Annotated in this window: 18 protein-coding genes and 1 pseudogene; 9 read left to right on the forward strand and 10 right to left on the reverse strand. The window is 72.1% G+C overall.

Annotated features, from left to right (window positions below; translation table 11 throughout):
- Positions 1-5: 5 nt before the first annotated feature.
- Positions 6-584 (reverse strand): TetR/AcrR family transcriptional regulator, encoded by a 579-nt coding sequence (locus tag WMF33_RS28775; protein WP_437331625.1) that lies wholly within the window; start codon positions 582-584, stop codon positions 6-8.
- 290 nt (positions 585-874) lie between these two features.
- Here WMF33_RS28775 and WMF33_RS28780 point away from each other — a divergent pair, with 290 nt between their 5' ends.
- Both WMF33_RS28780 and WMF33_RS28785 read left to right on the forward strand, forming a co-directional pair.
- On the forward strand, positions 875-2,095 hold the full coding sequence (locus tag WMF33_RS28780) for an acyl-CoA dehydrogenase family protein (protein WP_437331626.1): 1,221 nt from the start codon (positions 875-877) through the stop codon (positions 2,093-2,095).
- Positions 2,096-2,794: 699 nt separating this feature from the next.
- Positions 2,795-2,968 (forward strand): annotated as a pseudogene (locus tag WMF33_RS28785) (transposase domain-containing protein); the annotation flags it as partial.
- Between the two features lie 324 nt (positions 2,969-3,292).
- Here WMF33_RS28785 and WMF33_RS28790 read toward each other — a convergent pair.
- The 4 genes from WMF33_RS28790 to WMF33_RS28805 form a co-directional block, all read right to left on the reverse strand.
- Complete coding sequence (locus tag WMF33_RS28790; RefSeq protein ID WP_437331627.1) at positions 3,293-4,288, reverse strand: SGNH/GDSL hydrolase family protein; 996 nt, start codon at positions 4,286-4,288, stop codon at positions 3,293-3,295.
- A gap of 440 nt (positions 4,289-4,728) precedes the next feature.
- A complete protein-coding gene (locus WMF33_RS28795) occupies positions 4,729-5,301 on the reverse strand; it encodes a glutathione S-transferase family protein (protein ID WP_437331628.1) in 573 nt (190 codons plus the stop codon).
- 186 nt (positions 5,302-5,487) lie between these two features.
- A complete protein-coding gene (locus tag WMF33_RS28800; protein WP_437331629.1) occupies positions 5,488-6,159 on the reverse strand; it encodes a class I SAM-dependent methyltransferase in 672 nt (223 codons plus the stop codon).
- 12 nt (positions 6,160-6,171) lie between these two features.
- The gene (locus WMF33_RS28805) at positions 6,172-6,654 is read right to left on the reverse strand and encodes a DUF1348 family protein (RefSeq protein ID WP_437331630.1); all 483 of its coding nucleotides are present in this window, start codon (positions 6,652-6,654) and stop codon (positions 6,172-6,174) included.
- 384 nt (positions 6,655-7,038) lie between these two features.
- Between WMF33_RS28805 and WMF33_RS28810 the strand changes: the two genes are divergently transcribed.
- Entirely contained in the window at positions 7,039-7,428 is a 390-nt protein-coding gene (locus WMF33_RS28810; RefSeq protein ID WP_437331631.1) for a hypothetical protein, read from the forward strand.
- Positions 7,429-7,612: 184 nt separating this feature from the next.
- Here WMF33_RS28810 and WMF33_RS28815 read toward each other — a convergent pair whose 3' ends face one another.
- The 5 genes from WMF33_RS28815 to WMF33_RS28835 form a co-directional block, all read right to left on the reverse strand.
- Complete coding sequence (locus WMF33_RS28815; RefSeq protein ID WP_437331632.1) at positions 7,613-9,139, reverse strand: dipeptidase; 1,527 nt, start codon at positions 9,137-9,139, stop codon at positions 7,613-7,615.
- 108 nt (positions 9,140-9,247) lie between these two features.
- The gene (locus WMF33_RS28820; RefSeq protein WP_437331633.1) at positions 9,248-10,303 is read right to left on the reverse strand and encodes an MBL fold metallo-hydrolase; all 1,056 of its coding nucleotides are present in this window, start codon (positions 10,301-10,303) and stop codon (positions 9,248-9,250) included.
- Between the two features lie 23 nt (positions 10,304-10,326).
- Positions 10,327-10,902, reverse strand: coding sequence for a TetR/AcrR family transcriptional regulator (locus tag WMF33_RS28825; RefSeq protein ID WP_437331634.1), 576 nt, complete (start codon positions 10,900-10,902; stop codon positions 10,327-10,329).
- A gap of 249 nt (positions 10,903-11,151) precedes the next feature.
- A complete protein-coding gene (locus tag WMF33_RS28830) occupies positions 11,152-12,669 on the reverse strand; it encodes a dockerin (protein WP_437331635.1) in 1,518 nt (505 codons plus the stop codon).
- A gap of 212 nt (positions 12,670-12,881) precedes the next feature.
- Entirely contained in the window at positions 12,882-13,175 is a 294-nt protein-coding gene (locus tag WMF33_RS28835; protein WP_437331636.1) for a hypothetical protein, read from the reverse strand.
- A 110-nt stretch (positions 13,176-13,285) separates the two neighbouring features.
- Between WMF33_RS28835 and WMF33_RS28840 the strand changes: the two genes are divergently transcribed.
- From WMF33_RS28840 to WMF33_RS28865, 6 genes are all read left to right on the forward strand, one after another.
- Positions 13,286-13,480 carry a ribbon-helix-helix protein, CopG family gene (locus WMF33_RS28840; RefSeq protein ID WP_437331637.1) on the forward strand — a complete coding sequence of 65 codons (195 nt, stop codon included), beginning with the start codon at positions 13,286-13,288 and terminating at the stop codon, positions 13,478-13,480.
- Complete coding sequence (locus tag WMF33_RS28845) at positions 13,470-13,823, forward strand: VOC family protein (RefSeq protein ID WP_437331638.1); 354 nt, start codon at positions 13,470-13,472, stop codon at positions 13,821-13,823. Before WMF33_RS28840 ends, WMF33_RS28845 begins: the two co-directional genes overlap by 11 nt.
- A gap of 14 nt (positions 13,824-13,837) precedes the next feature.
- The gene (locus WMF33_RS28850; RefSeq protein WP_437331639.1) at positions 13,838-14,695 is read left to right on the forward strand and encodes a class I SAM-dependent methyltransferase; all 858 of its coding nucleotides are present in this window, start codon (positions 13,838-13,840) and stop codon (positions 14,693-14,695) included.
- A gap of 26 nt (positions 14,696-14,721) precedes the next feature.
- Positions 14,722-14,934 carry a hypothetical protein gene (locus WMF33_RS28855; RefSeq protein ID WP_437331640.1) on the forward strand — a complete coding sequence of 71 codons (213 nt, stop codon included), beginning with the start codon at positions 14,722-14,724 and terminating at the stop codon, positions 14,932-14,934.
- Complete coding sequence (gap, locus tag WMF33_RS28860) at positions 14,931-15,947, forward strand: type I glyceraldehyde-3-phosphate dehydrogenase (protein WP_437331641.1); 1,017 nt, start codon at positions 14,931-14,933, stop codon at positions 15,945-15,947. The genes WMF33_RS28855 and gap overlap by 4 nt, the downstream gene beginning before the upstream one ends.
- A gap of 79 nt (positions 15,948-16,026) precedes the next feature.
- On the forward strand, positions 16,027-16,491 hold the full coding sequence (locus WMF33_RS28865) for a cupin domain-containing protein (RefSeq protein WP_437331642.1): 465 nt from the start codon (positions 16,027-16,029) through the stop codon (positions 16,489-16,491).
- Positions 16,492-16,521 lie beyond the last annotated feature (30 nt).

Genomic DNA, 16,521 nt, shown 5'->3' on the forward strand with positions numbered 1-16,521 from the left:
CCGGGTCAGGCGCGCGACGGCCCCGGCGCGGCGAGCAGCAACCCGTCGAGCAGGCGCGCGTGGGCGTCGTCGACCACGCGCCGGAGCTCCGCCGGACCGGCCTTGGACAGCGCCCCCGACGCCGCGAGGGTCGCGAGGCCGTGGTGCATCGCCCAGATCGGGACCGCCAGCGCCATCGGATCGCCCTGCGGGAACGCCCCGGCGCGCTGCGCCTCCTCGATGAACCCGAGGAGCAGGCCGAGGCTCCGCGACGTGGCCGCCGCGACCCGCGGGTCCTCGGCGTCCACCTCGCTGGAGTACATCACGTGGAAGGGCGCCGGGTGCTCCAGCGCGAAGCGGACATAGGCATAGCCGGCGGCCAGGAAGCGCGCCCGGAGCGCGCCCCCGGCCTGCTCGAGGGCGGCCGAGATCTGCGCGGCGAGCTCCGTGCTCGCCTGCACGGCGAGCTCCGTCATCAGGGCGCGCTTGTCCGCGAAGTGGCGGTACGGCGCGGCGTGCGAGACGCCGATCCGCCGCGCGACCTCGCGCAGCGTGAAGCGCGCGTTCCCCTGCTCCTCGATCAGCGCGAGCGCCTCCTCCAGCACCGCGCGCCGGAGGGCGCCGTGGTGGTAGGGCCGCTCGACGGAGCGCGACGCAGGTGCAGGGGGGGTGCGCGCGCGCGGACGGCGGCGCCTTGCGGGGGGAGCCACAGCGCAGGGGCACGATACCACGAAGGCCGGCCCCGGAGGGCCCGCGAGGCGGCCCCGAAGAAAATGTAGACGGCGGAAACTTTCCGGATGTTGTCATTGTCATCATCGGGCGCGCGGGCGGCCCGGAGGGGCCGGCGCGCGGCACGTCCCGTCCATCGCACCCCGTCCAGGAAAGGAGCCCCCGTATGTCCGAGCCCCGTCGATCCCCCGAACGCGAACGCCTCCTCGCTGCCGTGGAGCGCGTCCGCGGCGTCGCCGTCGCCCACGCCGAGGCGTCCGAGCGGCTGCGCACGCTCGCGCCCGCGGTCGTCGACGCGCTGCGGTCGAGCGGCCTCTTCGCGGCGGCGGCGCCGCGCGCGGTCGGCGGCGCGGAGAGCGATCCGCTGACGCAGCTGGAGGTCTTCGAGGCGATGGCGCGCGCGGACACGTCGGCGGGGTGGTCTCTGATGATCAGCGCGCTGCTCGCCGCCCTCGCCGGGGGTAGCTTGCCCGACGAGGGGGCGCGGCAGGTGTTCGCGGGGCCGTTCCCCACCTTCGCGGGGCTGCAGGTCCCGAGCGGGCTCGCGCGGCGGGTCTCCGGGGGGTACGTCCTCGAGGGGCGCTGGGCGTTCGGCAGCGGCGTGCGGCACGCGCGCTGGGTGTTCACCAGCGCGATCGTGCCGCCGGAAGGCGGGGCGCCGCCGGCGGGGCCGCCCGAGATGCTCAGCCTCGCGGTCCCGATCGAGCAGGTGGCGATCGAGGACACGTGGGACGTCGCCGGCTTGCGCGGCACCGGGAGCGACCATTACCGGATCGAGGGCGCGTTCGTGCCCGAGGCGCTGACGTGCGCCTTCCCGGGCGCCCCGCGGCGGCGCGGCGGCGCGCTGTACGCGATCCCCCTCCTCGCCCTGCTCGCGGCCGGCCACGTCGGCTTCGCGCTCGGCGTCGGGCGGCGCGCGCTCGACGAGATCGCCGCGGTGGCCCCGCGGCGCATCAAGGCGTGGCCGCAGCTCGCGCTGGGCAGCCACGCGGCCTTCCACATGGACCTCGGGCGCGCGGAGGCGAAGCTCGCCGCGGCGCGCGCGTATGCGTTCGACGCGCTCGGGCGGATGTGGGACCGGGCGCGCGCGGGCGAGGGGCTCGCGATCGAGGACTGGGCGGAGATCCGGCTCGTCCAGACGTACGTGACCGAGGTCGCCGCGGAGGTCGCGGGCTTCGCCTACCGCGCTGGCGGCGGGAGCGCGCTGTACGCGGCGAGCCCGCTGCAGCGCTGCTTCCGCGACATGCACGCGGCGACGCAGCACATCGCCGCGACCGACGACGCGTACGAGTTCGCGGGGCGCGCGCGGCTCGGGATCGCCGAGCTGCACCCGCTGCTGGCCCCGCGGGAGGCGGCGGGCGGGGAGCGGGAGCGACAGGGCGGCTAGATCCGCCCACCAGGAGGCCGGCCAGGGAGCCGGAGAGAGAGTTCAACGCAAAGGCGCAAAGGCGCAAAGGCGCAAAGGCGCAGAAAAAGATGTTACTTAATTTTGCATCTTTGCGCTCTTGGCGTCTTTGCGTTGAAATTCCTCTCCGCTCGCGAGGCAGATCCCTGGCGGGACTCTTTCGCGGGGGCGAACCGTAGCGATCCGTCGCTTCCGCGGGGATCTCGGGAGAGCGTGGCGACTGATCGCACCCGTTCGGTGGGCGTGGACCCAACCCGGGCCCAGCGGCCAAGCCCCGGGCTTGGGGAGCTCGCCGTGACCGATCCGTCGCGTCGGGCTGCGGTGGTCGCCTCGCTCGCTAGCACCCTATGCCGCGCCGTCGCCCTCGAGGATGAGGTGGCGGCCCGGATCGTTCACGAGGCCATCGGTCGGCTGCTCGGGCTGCCGGTGGCACCGGAGGGGCGGCCGGGCGCAGGCTGGCCTCGCGCGCGAGCGCCACGGGGGCGGGGAGCTCAGCCGGTCAGACGTTCGCTTCCTACCCGGTACAGGTAGATTTCGACATCATGTTGGCTGTCGCCACCAGTCGTTCTCATCCCATGGGTGCCACACTTCTGCTTGCCCTGCTCCTCGCCGGCTGCGCTCCGCCGGCGGCGTCCGCGCTCACAACTTGCCAGGCGCTCGCCGCCGCGCGCCTCTCGCGCTACGATCTTCGGCCCGTGTCGGATGCACGGAGGCAACCCGCTCGCGTGGGCGACAGACGTCATCGGCAAGCTGCAGGCGGGCTGGCCGCGCGACCGGCTGGACGAGTTGCTGCCCGACGCATTGGCGAGATCGTCGCGTCCTGCTCCGAGCGCCGGCGACGCCGACGCGACCTGAACAACGCGAGCTTCGGCCGGCGACGCGGGCGGATGCCGCCTCGCCGGGCTCCCTTGCAAGTCCACGCGCGCCCGCGCCGGGTCGTGGGCCGACGCCGCCCCGCGCCCAGCATCGTCGACCCCGGCGAGCGCCGCAAGGGGCCGTGCCCATGGCGATGGCCGGGCGCTTACGCCGCGTCGTGGTGCCATTCGTTTTCGATACCAGGCGAGGTGATTGCGCCGGGGCGAACCAATAGCCGGGGTTACGCCGCGAGCTCCTCAATTTCGGCTCGAACGGCGTGCGCCGCGAATCTGATCGAGCGTTGGTGGCGTTCGCCTTTCGATTTCAGCGGAGGTACGGGCTCAACGCCTGGAACCAAACATCGGCCATGCGGTTATACCCTGCCTGGTTCGGGTGGAGATTGTCGGCGAGGAGGGACTGCTTGTAGTTCGTGTCGTCGGTGAACGCTGTGTACATGTCCACCAGCACGATGTGCTGCCCCTTGCTGACGCGCGTCGAAACCAGGTCGGGCATGGCCGCGTTGTAGGCCTTGATGGCGTTGTTCGTGCCGTCCGTTCTCGACGGCACGATCTGCGCGAGCACCACGAGGATGTTCGGATCATGCATGAAAATCGAGTCGAGCAGCTTGCCCAGGCGATTCGGTGCGTCCGCAATGTTGATGTTACCGTTGATGTCGTTCGTTCCGATCATCAACGTAATGATGTTGGGCTGGTAATTCGGAATGCTGGTGCCCACGAGCTTCGCGATGCCGTTGTTGCCCTCGATCGTCCAGCCGCCGTGCCCCTCGTGGTTCCTCGGGAACGTCACTCCGTCCACCATGGGCACGCTGTAATCATTGGCGGAACCGACGAAGGTGATGTCGCGGTTCGCTTCGAGCGCGAGGTGGAACAGCGGGGCGCGGTAGCCGCCGGCGACGTTGAAACCCTGCGTGATTGAATCGCCGAAGGGCATGATCTTACAGGGGCCGCTCGCCGGGCAGGGCTGGAATGCCGGGCCGCCGCCCTCGCCAGCGCTGCCCCCTGCGGCACCTCCGTCGCCCGCGGTACCTCCGCCACCGTCGGATCCGCCGCCCATGCCACCCGAGCCCGCTCCGCCGGCGCCCCCGCTGGTCGCGCTCGAGGCGGAACTGCCGGGCGAGCCGCCCGAGCCGCCGCCACCCGCCGCTGTCCCGCTGCCGCTCATGGTCCCGGAGCTGGCCGTGCTCGCGGTTCCGCCCGTCGTCGTGCCCTGCGAGTCGGCGCCCTCACTGCACGCTGCGACGAGCAGCACCACACACGCGAGGACGGCGGAAGAAGAGAATTTTAGTCGGTGTACGAGCATGTGCTGCACATAGCACGATCGCGTGCTCCACCGCGATTGTGAGGCGTAGCTTATCGAAATTTCCGTCATCGTTGAACGATTTCATCGCGAGGGGAAGTGCGTCTGGACGGCGGCGCTCTTCGCGGCCACGCGGCGCCCGAGCGCGAACGGCGGTTACACCGTAACCACCCGACCATCGCCATGGGCACGGCCCCTTGCGGCTCTCGCCGGGGTCCACGATGTTGGGCGCGGGGCGGCGTCGGCCCACGACTCGGCGCGGGCCGAACCACTCATCCGCGCAGCCGTCGAAATCGATCAGCGTGAGCGCGTCGCCGTCCTCGAGCACGTTCCCGAAGTGCGCGTCCGTGTGCACCATACCGAAGGCATCCGGGTCCGTCGGCAGGGCGTGAGGCGCCGCGCTGCGAGGGCGGCGGCCGCGAGGACGGCGACGGGCGAGCGGTCTACTTGAAGATCTTCATGTGCGGACGCGCCATCAAGCGGTCCACGTAGGCCTCCAGCTTGGGCCGACCCGGCGGCCCGCCCCACAGGCGCTTCCAGATGAACATCGAGCCGATCATCACGTCGGCCGCGGTGAACCAGTCGCCGAACAGGTACGGACCGTCCCCGAGCTCGCCCTCGACGACGTCCATGGCCGTCTCGAAATTCGTCCACCCCCGCTGCGGCGTCGTCTCGACCTTCATCAGAAGATCGCCCATCGCCGGCTCGAGCTGCGAGGTCGAGTAGACCATCAGCGACAGATAACGCCCCCGCTGCGGCGAGCCGATGGGGGGCGCCAGCCGGGCCTCCGGGAACTTGTCCGCCAGATACAGACAGATCGCCGCGTTCTCGAAGAGCTTGGCGTCGCCGTCCACCAGCGCAGGCAGCTTGCCAGCCGGGTTGATCTTCAAAAACTCCGGCGCCTTGTGCTCCCGCTTCTCGAAGTCGATGGGCACGAGGTCGTACCTGGCGCCGCACTCGTCCAGCATCCACCTGGTGATCGCCGCGCGGCTCCGCGGGTTGTAATAGAGCTTCATCGCAATCTCCCTCGAGTGGTCTGATGAAACACGCCGAGCATGCCAGAACCTCAGGACGCATTCCAGCGCTCAGCGACGGTGTTTTAGATCACACCGCCAGCGGTTCGCGCTCTTCCTCGCTTCGCATGGCACACCCCGACGCGAGCTCGCAATGCAGTGCGCGCGAGCCCGCGGGGTTGAGTTCGCTCAGGACGGAGAGGTTGCCCGGAGCCGGAGGTGAACGGACAGGAGCCGAGGCGGGTCGTTCCTGGCGGCCTCTGCGTCGCGCCACTCGCCCAGGTGGACGAGCTCGTACCCGGACGACAGGCCCGCATTCACGTACTCGGAGACGTCGTGCAGGAACGCGGGCACGCGCTCGGGCTCGCCCGTCTCCCGGTTGAAGAAGTTGGCCTGACCTCCGCGCATCTGCCGCGTGGGGTGCAGCTCGCACAGGAAGAGCTCGCCGCCAGGCCGCAGGGCGCGCGCGGCCTCGGCGAAGATCGCGTCGACATGCTCGATGTGCTCCAGCACGAGCATGGCAATCACCACGTCGGACGAGCCGGAAGCGGCCGGCCAGGGAGAGCGGATGTCGTGCTGCGCGAACCGGACGCGCGGGGAGCCCACGCGCGCCCTCGCCTGCCGCAGCATCCCTTCGGAGAAATCCAGCGCGAGGACGCTCCCGGCGCGCTCGGCGAGCCACTGCGTGTTGAGCCCCGTGCCGCAGCCGATCTCGATCACGTCGCGGCCGGCGAGCGCCAGGCCCCGCTCCCGGAGGACGGCAGCCGAGAGCTCGCGGGTCCGGTTGGGGTCGTTGTCGTACGTCGCGGACCAGCGATCGTAGGCCGTGGCGATCTCGGGCTTGTTCGGAGAGGTGGACATCGGCGGCCCTCCTTACAACCCGAGCTCGGTCAGCCCCGGATGATCGTCCGGACGGCGCCCGAGCGGCCAGTGGAACTTCCGGTCCTCCGCCGCGATGCGCACGTCATTGATGCTCGCCTCGCGCCGCCGCATCAACCCATGTGCGTCGAACTCCCATTGCTCGTTGCCATGGGACCGGTACCAAGTGCCGCTGTCGTCGTGCCATTCGTAGGCGAAGCGCACCGCGATCCGGTCGCCCGTGAACGCCCAGACCTCCTTGATCAGGCGATAGTCCAGCTCCCGCTGCCACTTGCGGTGCAGGAACGCCTCGATCGCCTCCCTGCCCTGGAAGAACTCGGCCCGGTTCCGCCAGCGGCTATCGACGGTGTACGCCAGGGCCACGCGCGCGGGCTCCCGGCTGTTCCAGGCGTCCTCGGCCAGCCGCGCTTTCCGGGCGGCGGTCTCGGCGGTGAAGGGCGGCAACGGTGGACGCGACGCGGCGGGATCCTGGCTCACGGCGCAAACCTTCGTCGAATCTCCCGTCCCGGGCAACCCCTTTTCGTGCTCGGGGGCTCTCCCGCTCTCCTCCTCCAGCCCACACGCGCGGCCGCCGCTCGGGCTCGCTGCCCCCGGGGAATCGTCGCCGCGGGCCCGGCGCGGGCCCTGGGAGCCGCGGCGGGGCTTGACGCTCGCGCGGTCGAGGAGAACTCGTTAGAGTTGCTCTGCGCCTGGAGGCGCCCGCACGCTCGATGGAACGATGACCCTCCCGAATGCACCTCGGCGACACGACCTCGGCGCGGGCCGCCGGCCTCGCGGCCGCAGCGAGCCCGCTCCTCCGGAGGTGGCCGGCCCGAGCGGCGCGGCACTGGCGGCGGGCCCTCGCGCCCGGGGCGCGAGGCCGTGAGCTCCGATCCGCCGGGCGCCGACTACCTCGACGCGATCTTCGCGGCGATCCGCGGGGGCGCGGCCCAGCTCACGGCGATGAAGGCGTGGCTCGGCAGCGCCCAGCGCGCCGCGTCCTCGTCCTCGTGGCGCTTTCAGTTCCTCGCCGCCGCGCGCGCGGCGCACCGGCGAGCCGGCGCCTACCTCGACGAGACCGAGGAGCGGCTGCGCCGGCTCGGCCCCGACGATCAGGTCCCGGCCCCGCTCGACCAGCTCCCGAGGAACGTCGCCGCGATGCGCGCGGATCTCCGCGCCGAGGAGCAGCGCCTGCATCGCCTCGAGACGGAGGCCACCGCCCGGCACGAGCCGAGCAGCTCTGGAGCGCGAGGGAAGCAGAGCGCCTCCTGATACCGCGGGTCAGAGATCCTGCCCCGCGCGAGGAGAGAGATTTCAACGCAAAGGCGCCAAGACCGCAAAGACGCAAAAAAATAACATTGTTGTTTTGCGCCTTTGCGCCTTTGCGTTGAAATCTATCCCGGCTCCCTGGCCCGACAACTGGCTCGATCGGCAGCGGCACGGGCCCTGAAGGCGCTCAACGCGCCATGATGAGGTCCATGCCTCCTGGGGGGGCCGGCGGGCTCGGGGGCTTCGCGGCCTTCGGGCCCACGGCGGGCGCCGGGGGCGGCGGGCCAGGAGGCGGCAAGAGCGGCCTCGGATCCACCACGGCCGCCGGCTCCGGCGCCGGCAGCTCCGCCGCGGTGAGCTGCCGCGTGCTGCCGTCGCCGGAGAGCGAGGTCTCGGTCGAGGCCGCGTAGGCCTCGGCCTGCTCGAAGATCCGCAGGAAGTTGCCGCCCAGGAGCTTGAGGATGTCCTCGTCCGAATAGCCCCGTCGGACGAGCTCCAGCGTCATCGTCGAGCGCCCGTCGATGCCGGCGAGCCCGCCCGGGAGCGCGCCATCGACGTCGAAATCCGAGCCGAGCGCCACGTGGTCGATCCCGGCGATCTTCACCAGATCGTCGATGTGGTCGGCGATCCGCGCGCTCGACGGCAGCTGGATCGGCGCTTCCTGGGCCCTGAGCTTCTCGATCTCGCCGCGGGCGCTCGCCGCGTCGCCCGGGGCGCGCTCGCTCAGCTCCTTGAGGCGCGCCCCGTGCTTCTGCAGAAACCGCCCTGCCTGCTCCGCATACGCCTCGTCGAGGAAGAGAGCCCAGAAGTCCACCATGGCGACACCGCCGTTCGTCGCGAGCGCGCGCAGCAGGTCGTCGCCGAGGCGGCGGCGGTGGTGGGCCTCTGCGCGGACCGAGGAAGTAGCGATGATCGGCGCCTTCGCCACGCGCAGGGCGGCCCGGAACGTGGCCTCGGACGCGTGCGAGACGTCGACGAGCATGCCAATCCGCTGCATCTCGCGCACCACCTCCTCGCCGAAGGGCGAGAGGCCGCGGTGGCGCGCGATCGCGGGCTCGATGGCGCCGCCCGCGGAGTCCGCCCAGTCGTTCGTGCTGAGGTGCGTGAGGGCCATGTAGCGGACGCCGAGGCGATGAAACGAGCGCAGCGCAGACAGGGAGTTCTCGATGGCGTGTCCCCCCTCGATGCCCATGAGCGCGGCGACCCGGCCCTCGCGCTTCGCGCGCCGCACGTCCCGAGCGCTCCTGGCGAGCACCAGATCGGCGCCGTGGCGCTCAATCTGCCGGTGGATCCCGTCGATGAGATCGAGCGCGCGGCGCGCGGCGCCGCCGCGCAGGCCGGCCTGCTGCCCCGAGAGCGCGCCGACGTGGATCGGAAAGAGCTCGCCGGCGACGCCGGCCGCCTTGAGCCTTTCGAGATCGGCGCGCGCGGCCTCGCGGCTCAGGTTGGTGACATCGAACGCGCCGCCGACGAACGGAGACGGGATCCCGTTGTGGCCGTCGACGAGGATCGCCGCCGCGCGCAGGCGCGCCGCCCTCTGCTCCGGGCTCTCCGGGACCGCGGGGCTCTCCGCGGCGCCGGGCGCCGCCGCGGCCCCGGACGCGGGCTCCTCGGCGGCGGGGGCGTCGGACAGGGGCATCGCCGGCGGCGCAGGAGGAGCACAGGCCGCGAGCGCCGCGGCGGCGAGGAGCGCGAGGCGAGACAACGTGCGCACGGCCTCATCGTATCATGCGCACGCGCGTCGCACGGACGGCGCCAGCGGCAGAGCCCGCTCGCCGCCCGGCGTGCCGCGATGCGGCGCCGCGGGCGCGCCGAAGCCGGATCAGCGCGGGAGGGGCATCCACGCGCCGTCGGTCGGAACGTGGATGTGCGCGGGCAGGCGCTTCGTCGCGGCGCGCTGAACGAACGCCGTGACCGGCTCGCGGTAATGGGCAAAGGTGGTGTGGTGGATCGGGATCACGTGGCGCGGGCGGAGGAGCGCCGCGGCGGCGACGGCCTCCTCGGCGTCCATCGTGCGGAGGCCGCGCGCGCCGTCGACGCCGACCGCGCCGAGGTGCGGCAGCCATAGGTCGATGGGCGCGAACCGGGCCGCCACCGCGCGCATGGGCTCGGTGAAGACCGAATCGCCGGTCCAGTAGATCGAATAAGGCGTCGCGCCCTCCCAGCGCAGCACATACCCATTGCCCTTTCCGAGCGTCGCGTCGAGCGCCGCATCGTGGGAATGGTTCGCCGGGACGGCGAGGATCCGGAGGCGGCCGGCGCGGGTCGGAATGACCGTCTCGCCGTCCCAGTCGAGCGGCGTCAGCCTGGTGAACCCCGCGGCGCGCGCGGCGTCGGCCGCGTCGGGCGGGAGGACGAAGGTGACGTCCTTCGGGAGGGTCTCTCTCGCGACCGCGTCGAAGTGGTCGGCGTGGTTGTGGCTGAGGAGGATGACGTCGAGTCGCCCGAGCGGCTCGGCGGGAGGATCCGTGTAGCGGGCGACCGGCGCGTTCTCGACGCCGGTCGACGGGTGCTTCGGGAGGACGAACGCGACAGGCCCGCGCGGCCCGAGGACGGGATCGGTGAGGAGCCGGAGCCCGTCGCGCTCGAGGATCGCCGTCGGACCGCCGCGCCACTGGAGGCGCCCGCTCGAGGCATCGGCGGCGGCCGCCGGGCCGTCGGCCGGCCCGGCGCCGGCCGATGCGGCGGCCGGCGGGGCGCTGGCGTCGGCGCGGTTCGCCGGCGCGCACGCGGTCAGCGAGAGCGCGAGCAGCGGCGCGGCGAGGGCGGCCCCGCGCGCCGGCGGCGTCCGCGGGGGGCGCGCCGACCGCTGGCCGGTGCGGGGCTCCGCGCCGGCGCGGCGAGGGATCGAGGGCTGCTCGGCATGCCGAACCGACATGATCGGGACACTCGGGATCTGGTTCATCGTCGTCGCCTCCCTGGCCGCGCGGTGGCGAGGAGCACCTCGGCGAGGGAACGCGCGCGCGCGGCCGCGCCCGGTCCCCCCTCGCGGACGGCGGTGACCGTCGCGCCGTCGATCAGAAGCAGGAGCTGCGGCGCCAGCGCGGCGGCGTCCGGCACGCCGGCCTCGCGCAGGAGCCCCTCGAGATAGTCGATGAGACGCTGCTTATGGCGCTGCGACGCCTCGTGGGCGGGGTGGCTCCGGCTCGCGACCTCGACCATCGTGTTGAGGAACGCGCACCCGCGGAAGTCGTTCGCGGCGAACCGCTCGGAGAGCGCGTCGAAGACCGCGAGCGGCCGATCCAGCGGGTCGCTCGCGAGGGCCTCGACGCGCCCGGCCAGCCACGCGCGGAAGCGCGCGTCGCGGGCGTCGAGCACCGCCACGAGCAGCTCGTCCTTGGTCCGGAAGTGGCGATAAAAGGTGGCCTTGGCGACGCCCGCCTCGGCGATCAAGCGATCGACGCCGACGGCGCGGTAGCCCTCCGCGTAAAAGAGGCGCTCCGCGACCTCGAGGATGTGGCTCCGGGCGTCGCTCACGCCCATGATTAAGACAGACAGGTCTGTCTTGTCAAGCGCGCCCGATCGCCGACGCGCGCCCCGCGCCCGGCCGCGTCGCTCGCGCCGTCCCCTGCCCTGCCTGCGCCCGCGATGGCCAGGCGAGCCGCTCCGCCGAAGCCAGGGCCCGCCGCGACGACCAGCGCGCGGGCCGCCGTGGACAGGATCGGCTTCGGAGCGGCTCGCCTCGGCGCGGCGCCGCGCGTCTTCAGGGGACGTTGATCTCGACCTTCAGGGAACGCTCATCTCGAACGCGACGCTGTAGTTCGGCTGGGCCTTGCCCGTGACCGAGCCGACGAACGGGTCCGAGTCGCGCAGCTGACCCCAGCGCGTCGTGCCGCCCGGCATCGCGTTCGCTTCGCCGTCGGTCGTCGCCGCGTAGCCGACCATCACGCCGGAAGCGGGGAGGTTCCGCGCCGTGATCTCGACCGAATCGCCGTCGATCTCGACGCCGGTGATCTCGATCCGGGTGTTGCCGCTCCAGAGCTCGAAGCCGCGGCCTTGCGCCCACTCGGTGAGCGCCGTCTGGTGGGGAGACGGCAGCGCCGTGTCCCACACGAGGGGCGGCACCGGGACGTGGAAGTGCACGGTGACGACGTTGCCGTTGCGCTCGACCCGCGTCGGCTGGAGCGGCTGCCAGTCCTTCCCGAGGACGACCTTCTCGAAGTAGACCTGGCCGTATTTCTCGCCGAGCTGCTGGTACCCGTTCGCGTTGAGGTGAATGTGATCGTTCGCGTACGGATACTGGTACTTCGGACCCGAGCAGAGGATGTCTCCCGGGTGGCTCACGCCCACATGCCACTGCGCCAGGGTCGACGTCGACCGCGAGCCCACCTCGAGGTGCACCGAGTGCTGCTGGGATACGAGCATCGGGATGCTCCGCGTCTGCCCGGTGAGCGGCGGGATATCCTGGTTGTAGTCGGACCACAGCTTGACCAGATCGTCCTCGTAGGTCGGGCTGCCGGCGTCGGACTCGCCGTGCGTGATGATGATGGCGCCGACGCCGAACGTCTTGCCGGCCTTGCTGGCGAGCTTCGCGATCGCCTCGGCCTCGAACAGCGTCGCCGCGTAGGCGCGGCCCATGGTCGTGTCGCCGCTGACCACCTCGGCGGCGCCCTTCCGGAGGACGCTCATCGGCTGCCCGCTCTCGCCGACGACCGTGTGCACCGTGACGTGGTCGCCGATCATCGCGGCCTTCGCCAGCGACGAGATCTGATCGGCCATCGCCGTGTGCGGCGTCTCGCCGTAGAGGTTCTTCGGGTAGGCGCTCGGGTACGTCGTCGCGAACGGGCGGATGGGCTCGACGAGCGGCACCAGGGAGAGGGCGCTGCTCTCCGGATCGAACGGGGGCACGCCCGCGTTCCCGAGGGACAGCTTGAGGTTGCCGAAGCGCTGCCGCGTCCCGAGGGGCGGGTTCGCCTCCGCGCCGACCGACAGGCTCTGTCCCGTGCCGACGATGCCGGTCCAGTCCCAGGCCGGCGCCGGCGTCGCGCCGCCGCCCGAGCCGCCGGTGCCCGCCGCGTCGCCCCCGGTGCCCGCGCCGCCCCCGCCGTCCGCCGCGCCGCCGGAGCCGGTCGAGGCGCTGGCGCCGCCGGCGCCGCTCCCGCTGCTCGTCGCGCTCTGGCCGCCGGAGCCGCCGTCGCCCCCCGTGCCGGAGGAGGACCCGCTCGATGAATCGCACCCGAGCCCCATCAGGAGAAGGGCGAGGATACCTGATGCGCCAAGGCCCAAGAACAAAGGTTTTCGCATAAATGGCTCCTTGTCGCCCACGAGCTGGTCCGCGCGGTCCCGCGTCCGGGAGGGTGGATCACCGGTCTCCGCGATCGAGGCGCCCAGCGGTGGTGTGGAGGCGATCCGCGCTGGCGTCGGGCACGGCTGTCCGGGGCCGCGGCGTTGGGCGCGGGCCGTGGTGCGTTGTAGGAGCGCAGGAGAACAAAACCGGTTCAGTCTGTCAAGCGCTCTCACGCCGCGCCGGACGGCGGCGGCCCGAACCCCGGCGACGGCCCGAACCCGGGCGGCCCGAACCCCGCGGGCGGTCCCCACCCCGGCGGCGGCGGCGGCACCGGGCCGAGCACCTCCATCCAGGCCGTGCTCTCGACCCATGCCGCCAGGCAGGGCCCGCTCGCCCCGCGCCGCTGGAGCAGCACCAGGAACGGCGCCGTTACCCAGAACGACCGAGGCGGCGGCCCGTACGAGCCCAGGATCGCCTCCGCCGTCGCTCCGGCGTCGCCCTCGTGGCCGCGCGAGGATCGCACGCGGGGACCGGCCCTTCAAGGGGACGCGGGGCCGGCCCGATTCGGCGTGACGCGACGGCGCGAGACGTCGCCGCATTCGCGTCGCGCCCCCGGATGGCCTTGACGTTAGCATGCTAGCATCCTATAACGGTCTGCACATGGCGGACGACGTGAAGCAGTTCAACGTGTATCTGCCGATCGAGCTGATTCGCGAGGTCAAGCACCACGCGGTCGACACCGAGCAGTCGCTCTCGGCGATCGTGGCCGCCGCGCTGCGCGCCTACCTCGACGAGCAGCGACGCAAGCGGAGGAAGCATGGAGACTGAGGGCATCGAGGGCCTGCTCATCGAGACCCACAACTGGGGCAAGACGGTCGCGTTCTGGCGGGGCCTCGGCTACGAGCTCGATTTCGAGACCGATCACCACTCGGGCCGCCTGCGCCACCCCCGCGGCGGTCCCTACATCTTCGTCGCGGAGCGGCCGCGCGACCGTGCGCTGCAGGTCCTGCCGGTGGTCGCCGTGGCCGACCCCGCGCGGTTCTCGCCGCCGAGCGCCGGCGCCGTCCTTCGCCCGTTCGAGCCGCAGCATTGGCGCGCGCTCGAGATGCTGCTCGCCGACCCCGACGGTCGTCCGCTCAGCGTGCAAGCGCCGCTCGCGGCGGCAAAGTAGACGAGAGGAACATCATGCCTGAAAAGCCGATGACGGGAGCAGATGCAACGGCGGTGCGCGTGGCCCTGTGGCGCGCCATGCACGTCCAGATCGACGCGCCGCCGCACGTCCTCGACGACGAGGTTGGCCTGAAGCTGGCCGACCCGGACGACGGCTGGCGCCAGCGTCCGGACATGAACCCAGGAGCCACGAGCCGCTTCCGGGCCTCCATCGTGGCCCGCGCTCGCTTCATCGAGGACCTCGTCGTGGAGCAGGCGGGCCGCGGCGTCCGCCAGTACGTCATCCTCGGCGCCGGTCTGGACACGTTCGCCCAGCGCCGGCCGGACATCGCCTCTCGCCTCCGGGTCTTCGAGGTCGACCGGCCCGGCCCTCAGGCCTGGAAGCGGCAGCGCCTCGTCGAGCTCGGCTTCGGCGTCCCGGACTGGCTGCGGCTCGTGCCGGTCGACTTCGAGGCGGGCGCCTCCCTCTGGGAGCAGCTCGCGAGCGCGGGCTTCGACGCGACCGAGCCGGCGGTCGTGGCGTCCGCGGGCGTCAGCATGTACCTCACCAGGGACGCGAACCTCGCCTCGCTGCGCCAGGTCGCCGGGCTCGCGCCGGGCTCCACGCTGGCCCTGACGTTCATGCTGCCCCTCGAGCTCGTCGAGCCCGAGGTGCGCCCCGCCACCGAGTGGGCGCACAAGGGAGCGCGAGCGGCCGGCACGCCCTTCCTCAGCTTCTTCACGCCGCCCGAGATCCTGGCGCTCGCGCGCGACGCCGGCTTCAAGGACGCGCGGCACGTCTCGGCGGCCAGCCTGGCCCAGCGCTACTTCGCCGGGAGGGCCGACGGCCTCCGGCCCGTGAACGGCGAAGAGCTGCTCGTCGCGACGACGTAGCGCCGCCGACGGCCGCGGGGGAGCGCATGCGCCGGCGCGTCGTGGACGCGCGCGGCCGCTTCGCGGCGCAGGTGGTCTCCGCGCTGGACGAGCGCGATCTTGATGACTTCGATCGCATTACCTACAAGCTGTTCGCGGCGTTCGGCGCCCCTCCCGCCCCCGACGAGGCGGCGCGCGGCGACGAGCCTCGCCCGGGGCGGCCCTCCCGCCCCCAACCACGAAGGAAGGCTCGCCAATGAGCAAGACAATCGCGATCAACGGCTTTGGGCGCATCGGGCGCTGCATCGTGCGCGCCCTGTCGCAGCGCGGCGCTCCAGACATCGAGCTCGTGGCGCTCAACGACATGGCGAGCCCCGAGACGCTGGCTCACCTCTACAACTACGACACGGTGCACGGCCGCGCCGAGCGGCGCGCCGTCGCCGCCGAGGGGCGATTGCTGATCGACGAGCGCCCCGTCCGCGTGCTCGCCGAGAAGGATCCGGCCAAGCTCCCGTGGCGCGAGCTCGGCGTGGACATCGTGCTCGAGTGCACCGGCGTGTTCACCGATCGCGACAAGGCGGCCGCGCACCTCGCGGCCGGCGCGCGCAAGGTGATCATCGGCGCCCCCGCCAAGGGCCACGACGCGACGATCGTGCTCGGCGTCAACACCGAGGAGTACGACGGCTCGGCGCACACCATCCTGTCGTGCGGCTCCTGCACCACCAACTGCCTCGCCCCCGTGGCCAAGGTGCTGCTGGACGCCTTCGGCCTCGAGCGCGGGCTGATGACGACCACGCACTCCTACACCAACGATCAGGCCCTGCTGGACGTGCCGCACCGCAAGGGCGACTTGCGCCGCGCCCGCGCCGCCGCGCAGAACATCGTGCCCACCTCGTCCGGCGCCGCCAAGGCGCTCAGCGAGTGCCTGCCGGCGCTCGCCGGCAGGTTCGACGGGCTGTCGATGCGGGTGCCCACGATGGACGTCTCCGTCGTGGATCTCACGTTCGAGAGCACCCGGCCGCTCACGAAGGACGCGATCCATGCGGCCATGAGGCGCGCCAGCGAGGGTCCGCTGCGCGGCATCCTCGGCTACACCGAAGAGCCGCTCGTCTCCAGCGACTACCTGGGCGATCCTCGCTCGTCGATCTTCGACGCGACGCTGACGCAGGTGATGGGGGATCGCTTCGCGAAGGTGTTCGCCTGGTACGACAACGAGTGGGGCTTCTCCAACCGGATGGTAGAGCTCGCCCAGCTCGTGGCGGCGAAGCTCTGAAGAGCGCCTCGGCGGTAGCGACGATCGCTCTTCCTCGGTAAGCTTCGCGCCAATCCGGTCCACAAGGAGGCTACTCCCGATGAAGAAGATCGACATTTCTCAGGCCCCGACGCGCCTTGGCACCGCATATCCGGCGCCGTACGACGCCCCGTGCCGCGAGCGGGCGCGGTGGCGGCTCGGCAAGGCGGCGGGGCTGACGCAGTTCGGCGTCAACCTGCTTCGCCTGCCTCCCGGCCAGTGGTCGAGCCAGCGTCACTGGCACCATTCAGAAGACGAGTTCGTCATGGTGCTGGAAGGCGAGGTGGTGCTGGTCACGGACGGGGGCGAAGAGGTGCTGCGCGCGGGCGACTGCGCCGGGTTCCGCGCGGGAGATCCCGACGGACACCACCTCCAGAACCGCTCGGATCGCGAGGCCGTGCTGCTGGAGATCGGCTCGAGCGTCCCCGGCGATGTGGCCGAGTACCCCGACATCGACCTGCGAGCTCTGCCCGACGGCTACGTCCGCAAGGATGGGACGCCCCATGTCGGCAAGAGGGTGCGCTGACACAGCGCGAGGCTCGGATCATGAGCGGCG

The organism is Sorangium sp. So ce394 (assembly GCF_051474665.1).
GTDB lineage: Bacteria > Myxococcota_A > Polyangia > Polyangiales > Polyangiaceae > Sorangium > Sorangium cellulosum_D.

What these genes read in the sequence shown, in the direction of transcription:
- WMF33_RS28850 (WP_437331639.1), top strand. Translation starts at nt 13,838, where the DNA reads ATGCCTGAAAAGCCGATGACGGGAGCAGATGCAACGGCGGTGCGCGTG.
- WMF33_RS28830 (WP_437331635.1), bottom strand. Translation starts at nt 12,669, where the DNA reads ATGCGAAAACCTTTGTTCTTGGGCCTTGGCGCATCAGGTATCCTCGCC.
- WMF33_RS28795 (WP_437331628.1), bottom strand. Translation starts at nt 5,301, where the DNA reads ATGAAGCTCTATTACAACCCGCGGAGCCGCGCGGCGATCACCAGGTGG.
- WMF33_RS28800 (WP_437331629.1), bottom strand. Translation starts at nt 6,159, where the DNA reads ATGTCCACCTCTCCGAACAAGCCCGAGATCGCCACGGCCTACGATCGC.
- WMF33_RS28855 (WP_437331640.1), top strand. Translation starts at nt 14,722, where the DNA reads ATGCGCCGGCGCGTCGTGGACGCGCGCGGCCGCTTCGCGGCGCAGGTG.
- gap (WP_437331641.1), top strand. Translation starts at nt 14,931, where the DNA reads ATGAGCAAGACAATCGCGATCAACGGCTTTGGGCGCATCGGGCGCTGC.
- WMF33_RS28820 (WP_437331633.1), bottom strand. Translation starts at nt 10,303, where the DNA reads ATGTCGGTTCGGCATGCCGAGCAGCCCTCGATCCCTCGCCGCGCCGGC.
- WMF33_RS28790 (WP_437331627.1), bottom strand. Translation starts at nt 4,288, where the DNA reads ATGCTCGTACACCGACTAAAATTCTCTTCTTCCGCCGTCCTCGCGTGT.
- WMF33_RS28840 (WP_437331637.1), top strand. Translation starts at nt 13,286, where the DNA reads ATGCTAGCATCCTATAACGGTCTGCACATGGCGGACGACGTGAAGCAG.
- WMF33_RS28845 (WP_437331638.1), top strand. Translation starts at nt 13,470, where the DNA reads ATGGAGACTGAGGGCATCGAGGGCCTGCTCATCGAGACCCACAACTGG.
- WMF33_RS28780 (WP_437331626.1), top strand. Translation starts at nt 875, where the DNA reads ATGTCCGAGCCCCGTCGATCCCCCGAACGCGAACGCCTCCTCGCTGCC.
- WMF33_RS28865 (WP_437331642.1), top strand. Translation starts at nt 16,027, where the DNA reads ATGAAGAAGATCGACATTTCTCAGGCCCCGACGCGCCTTGGCACCGCA.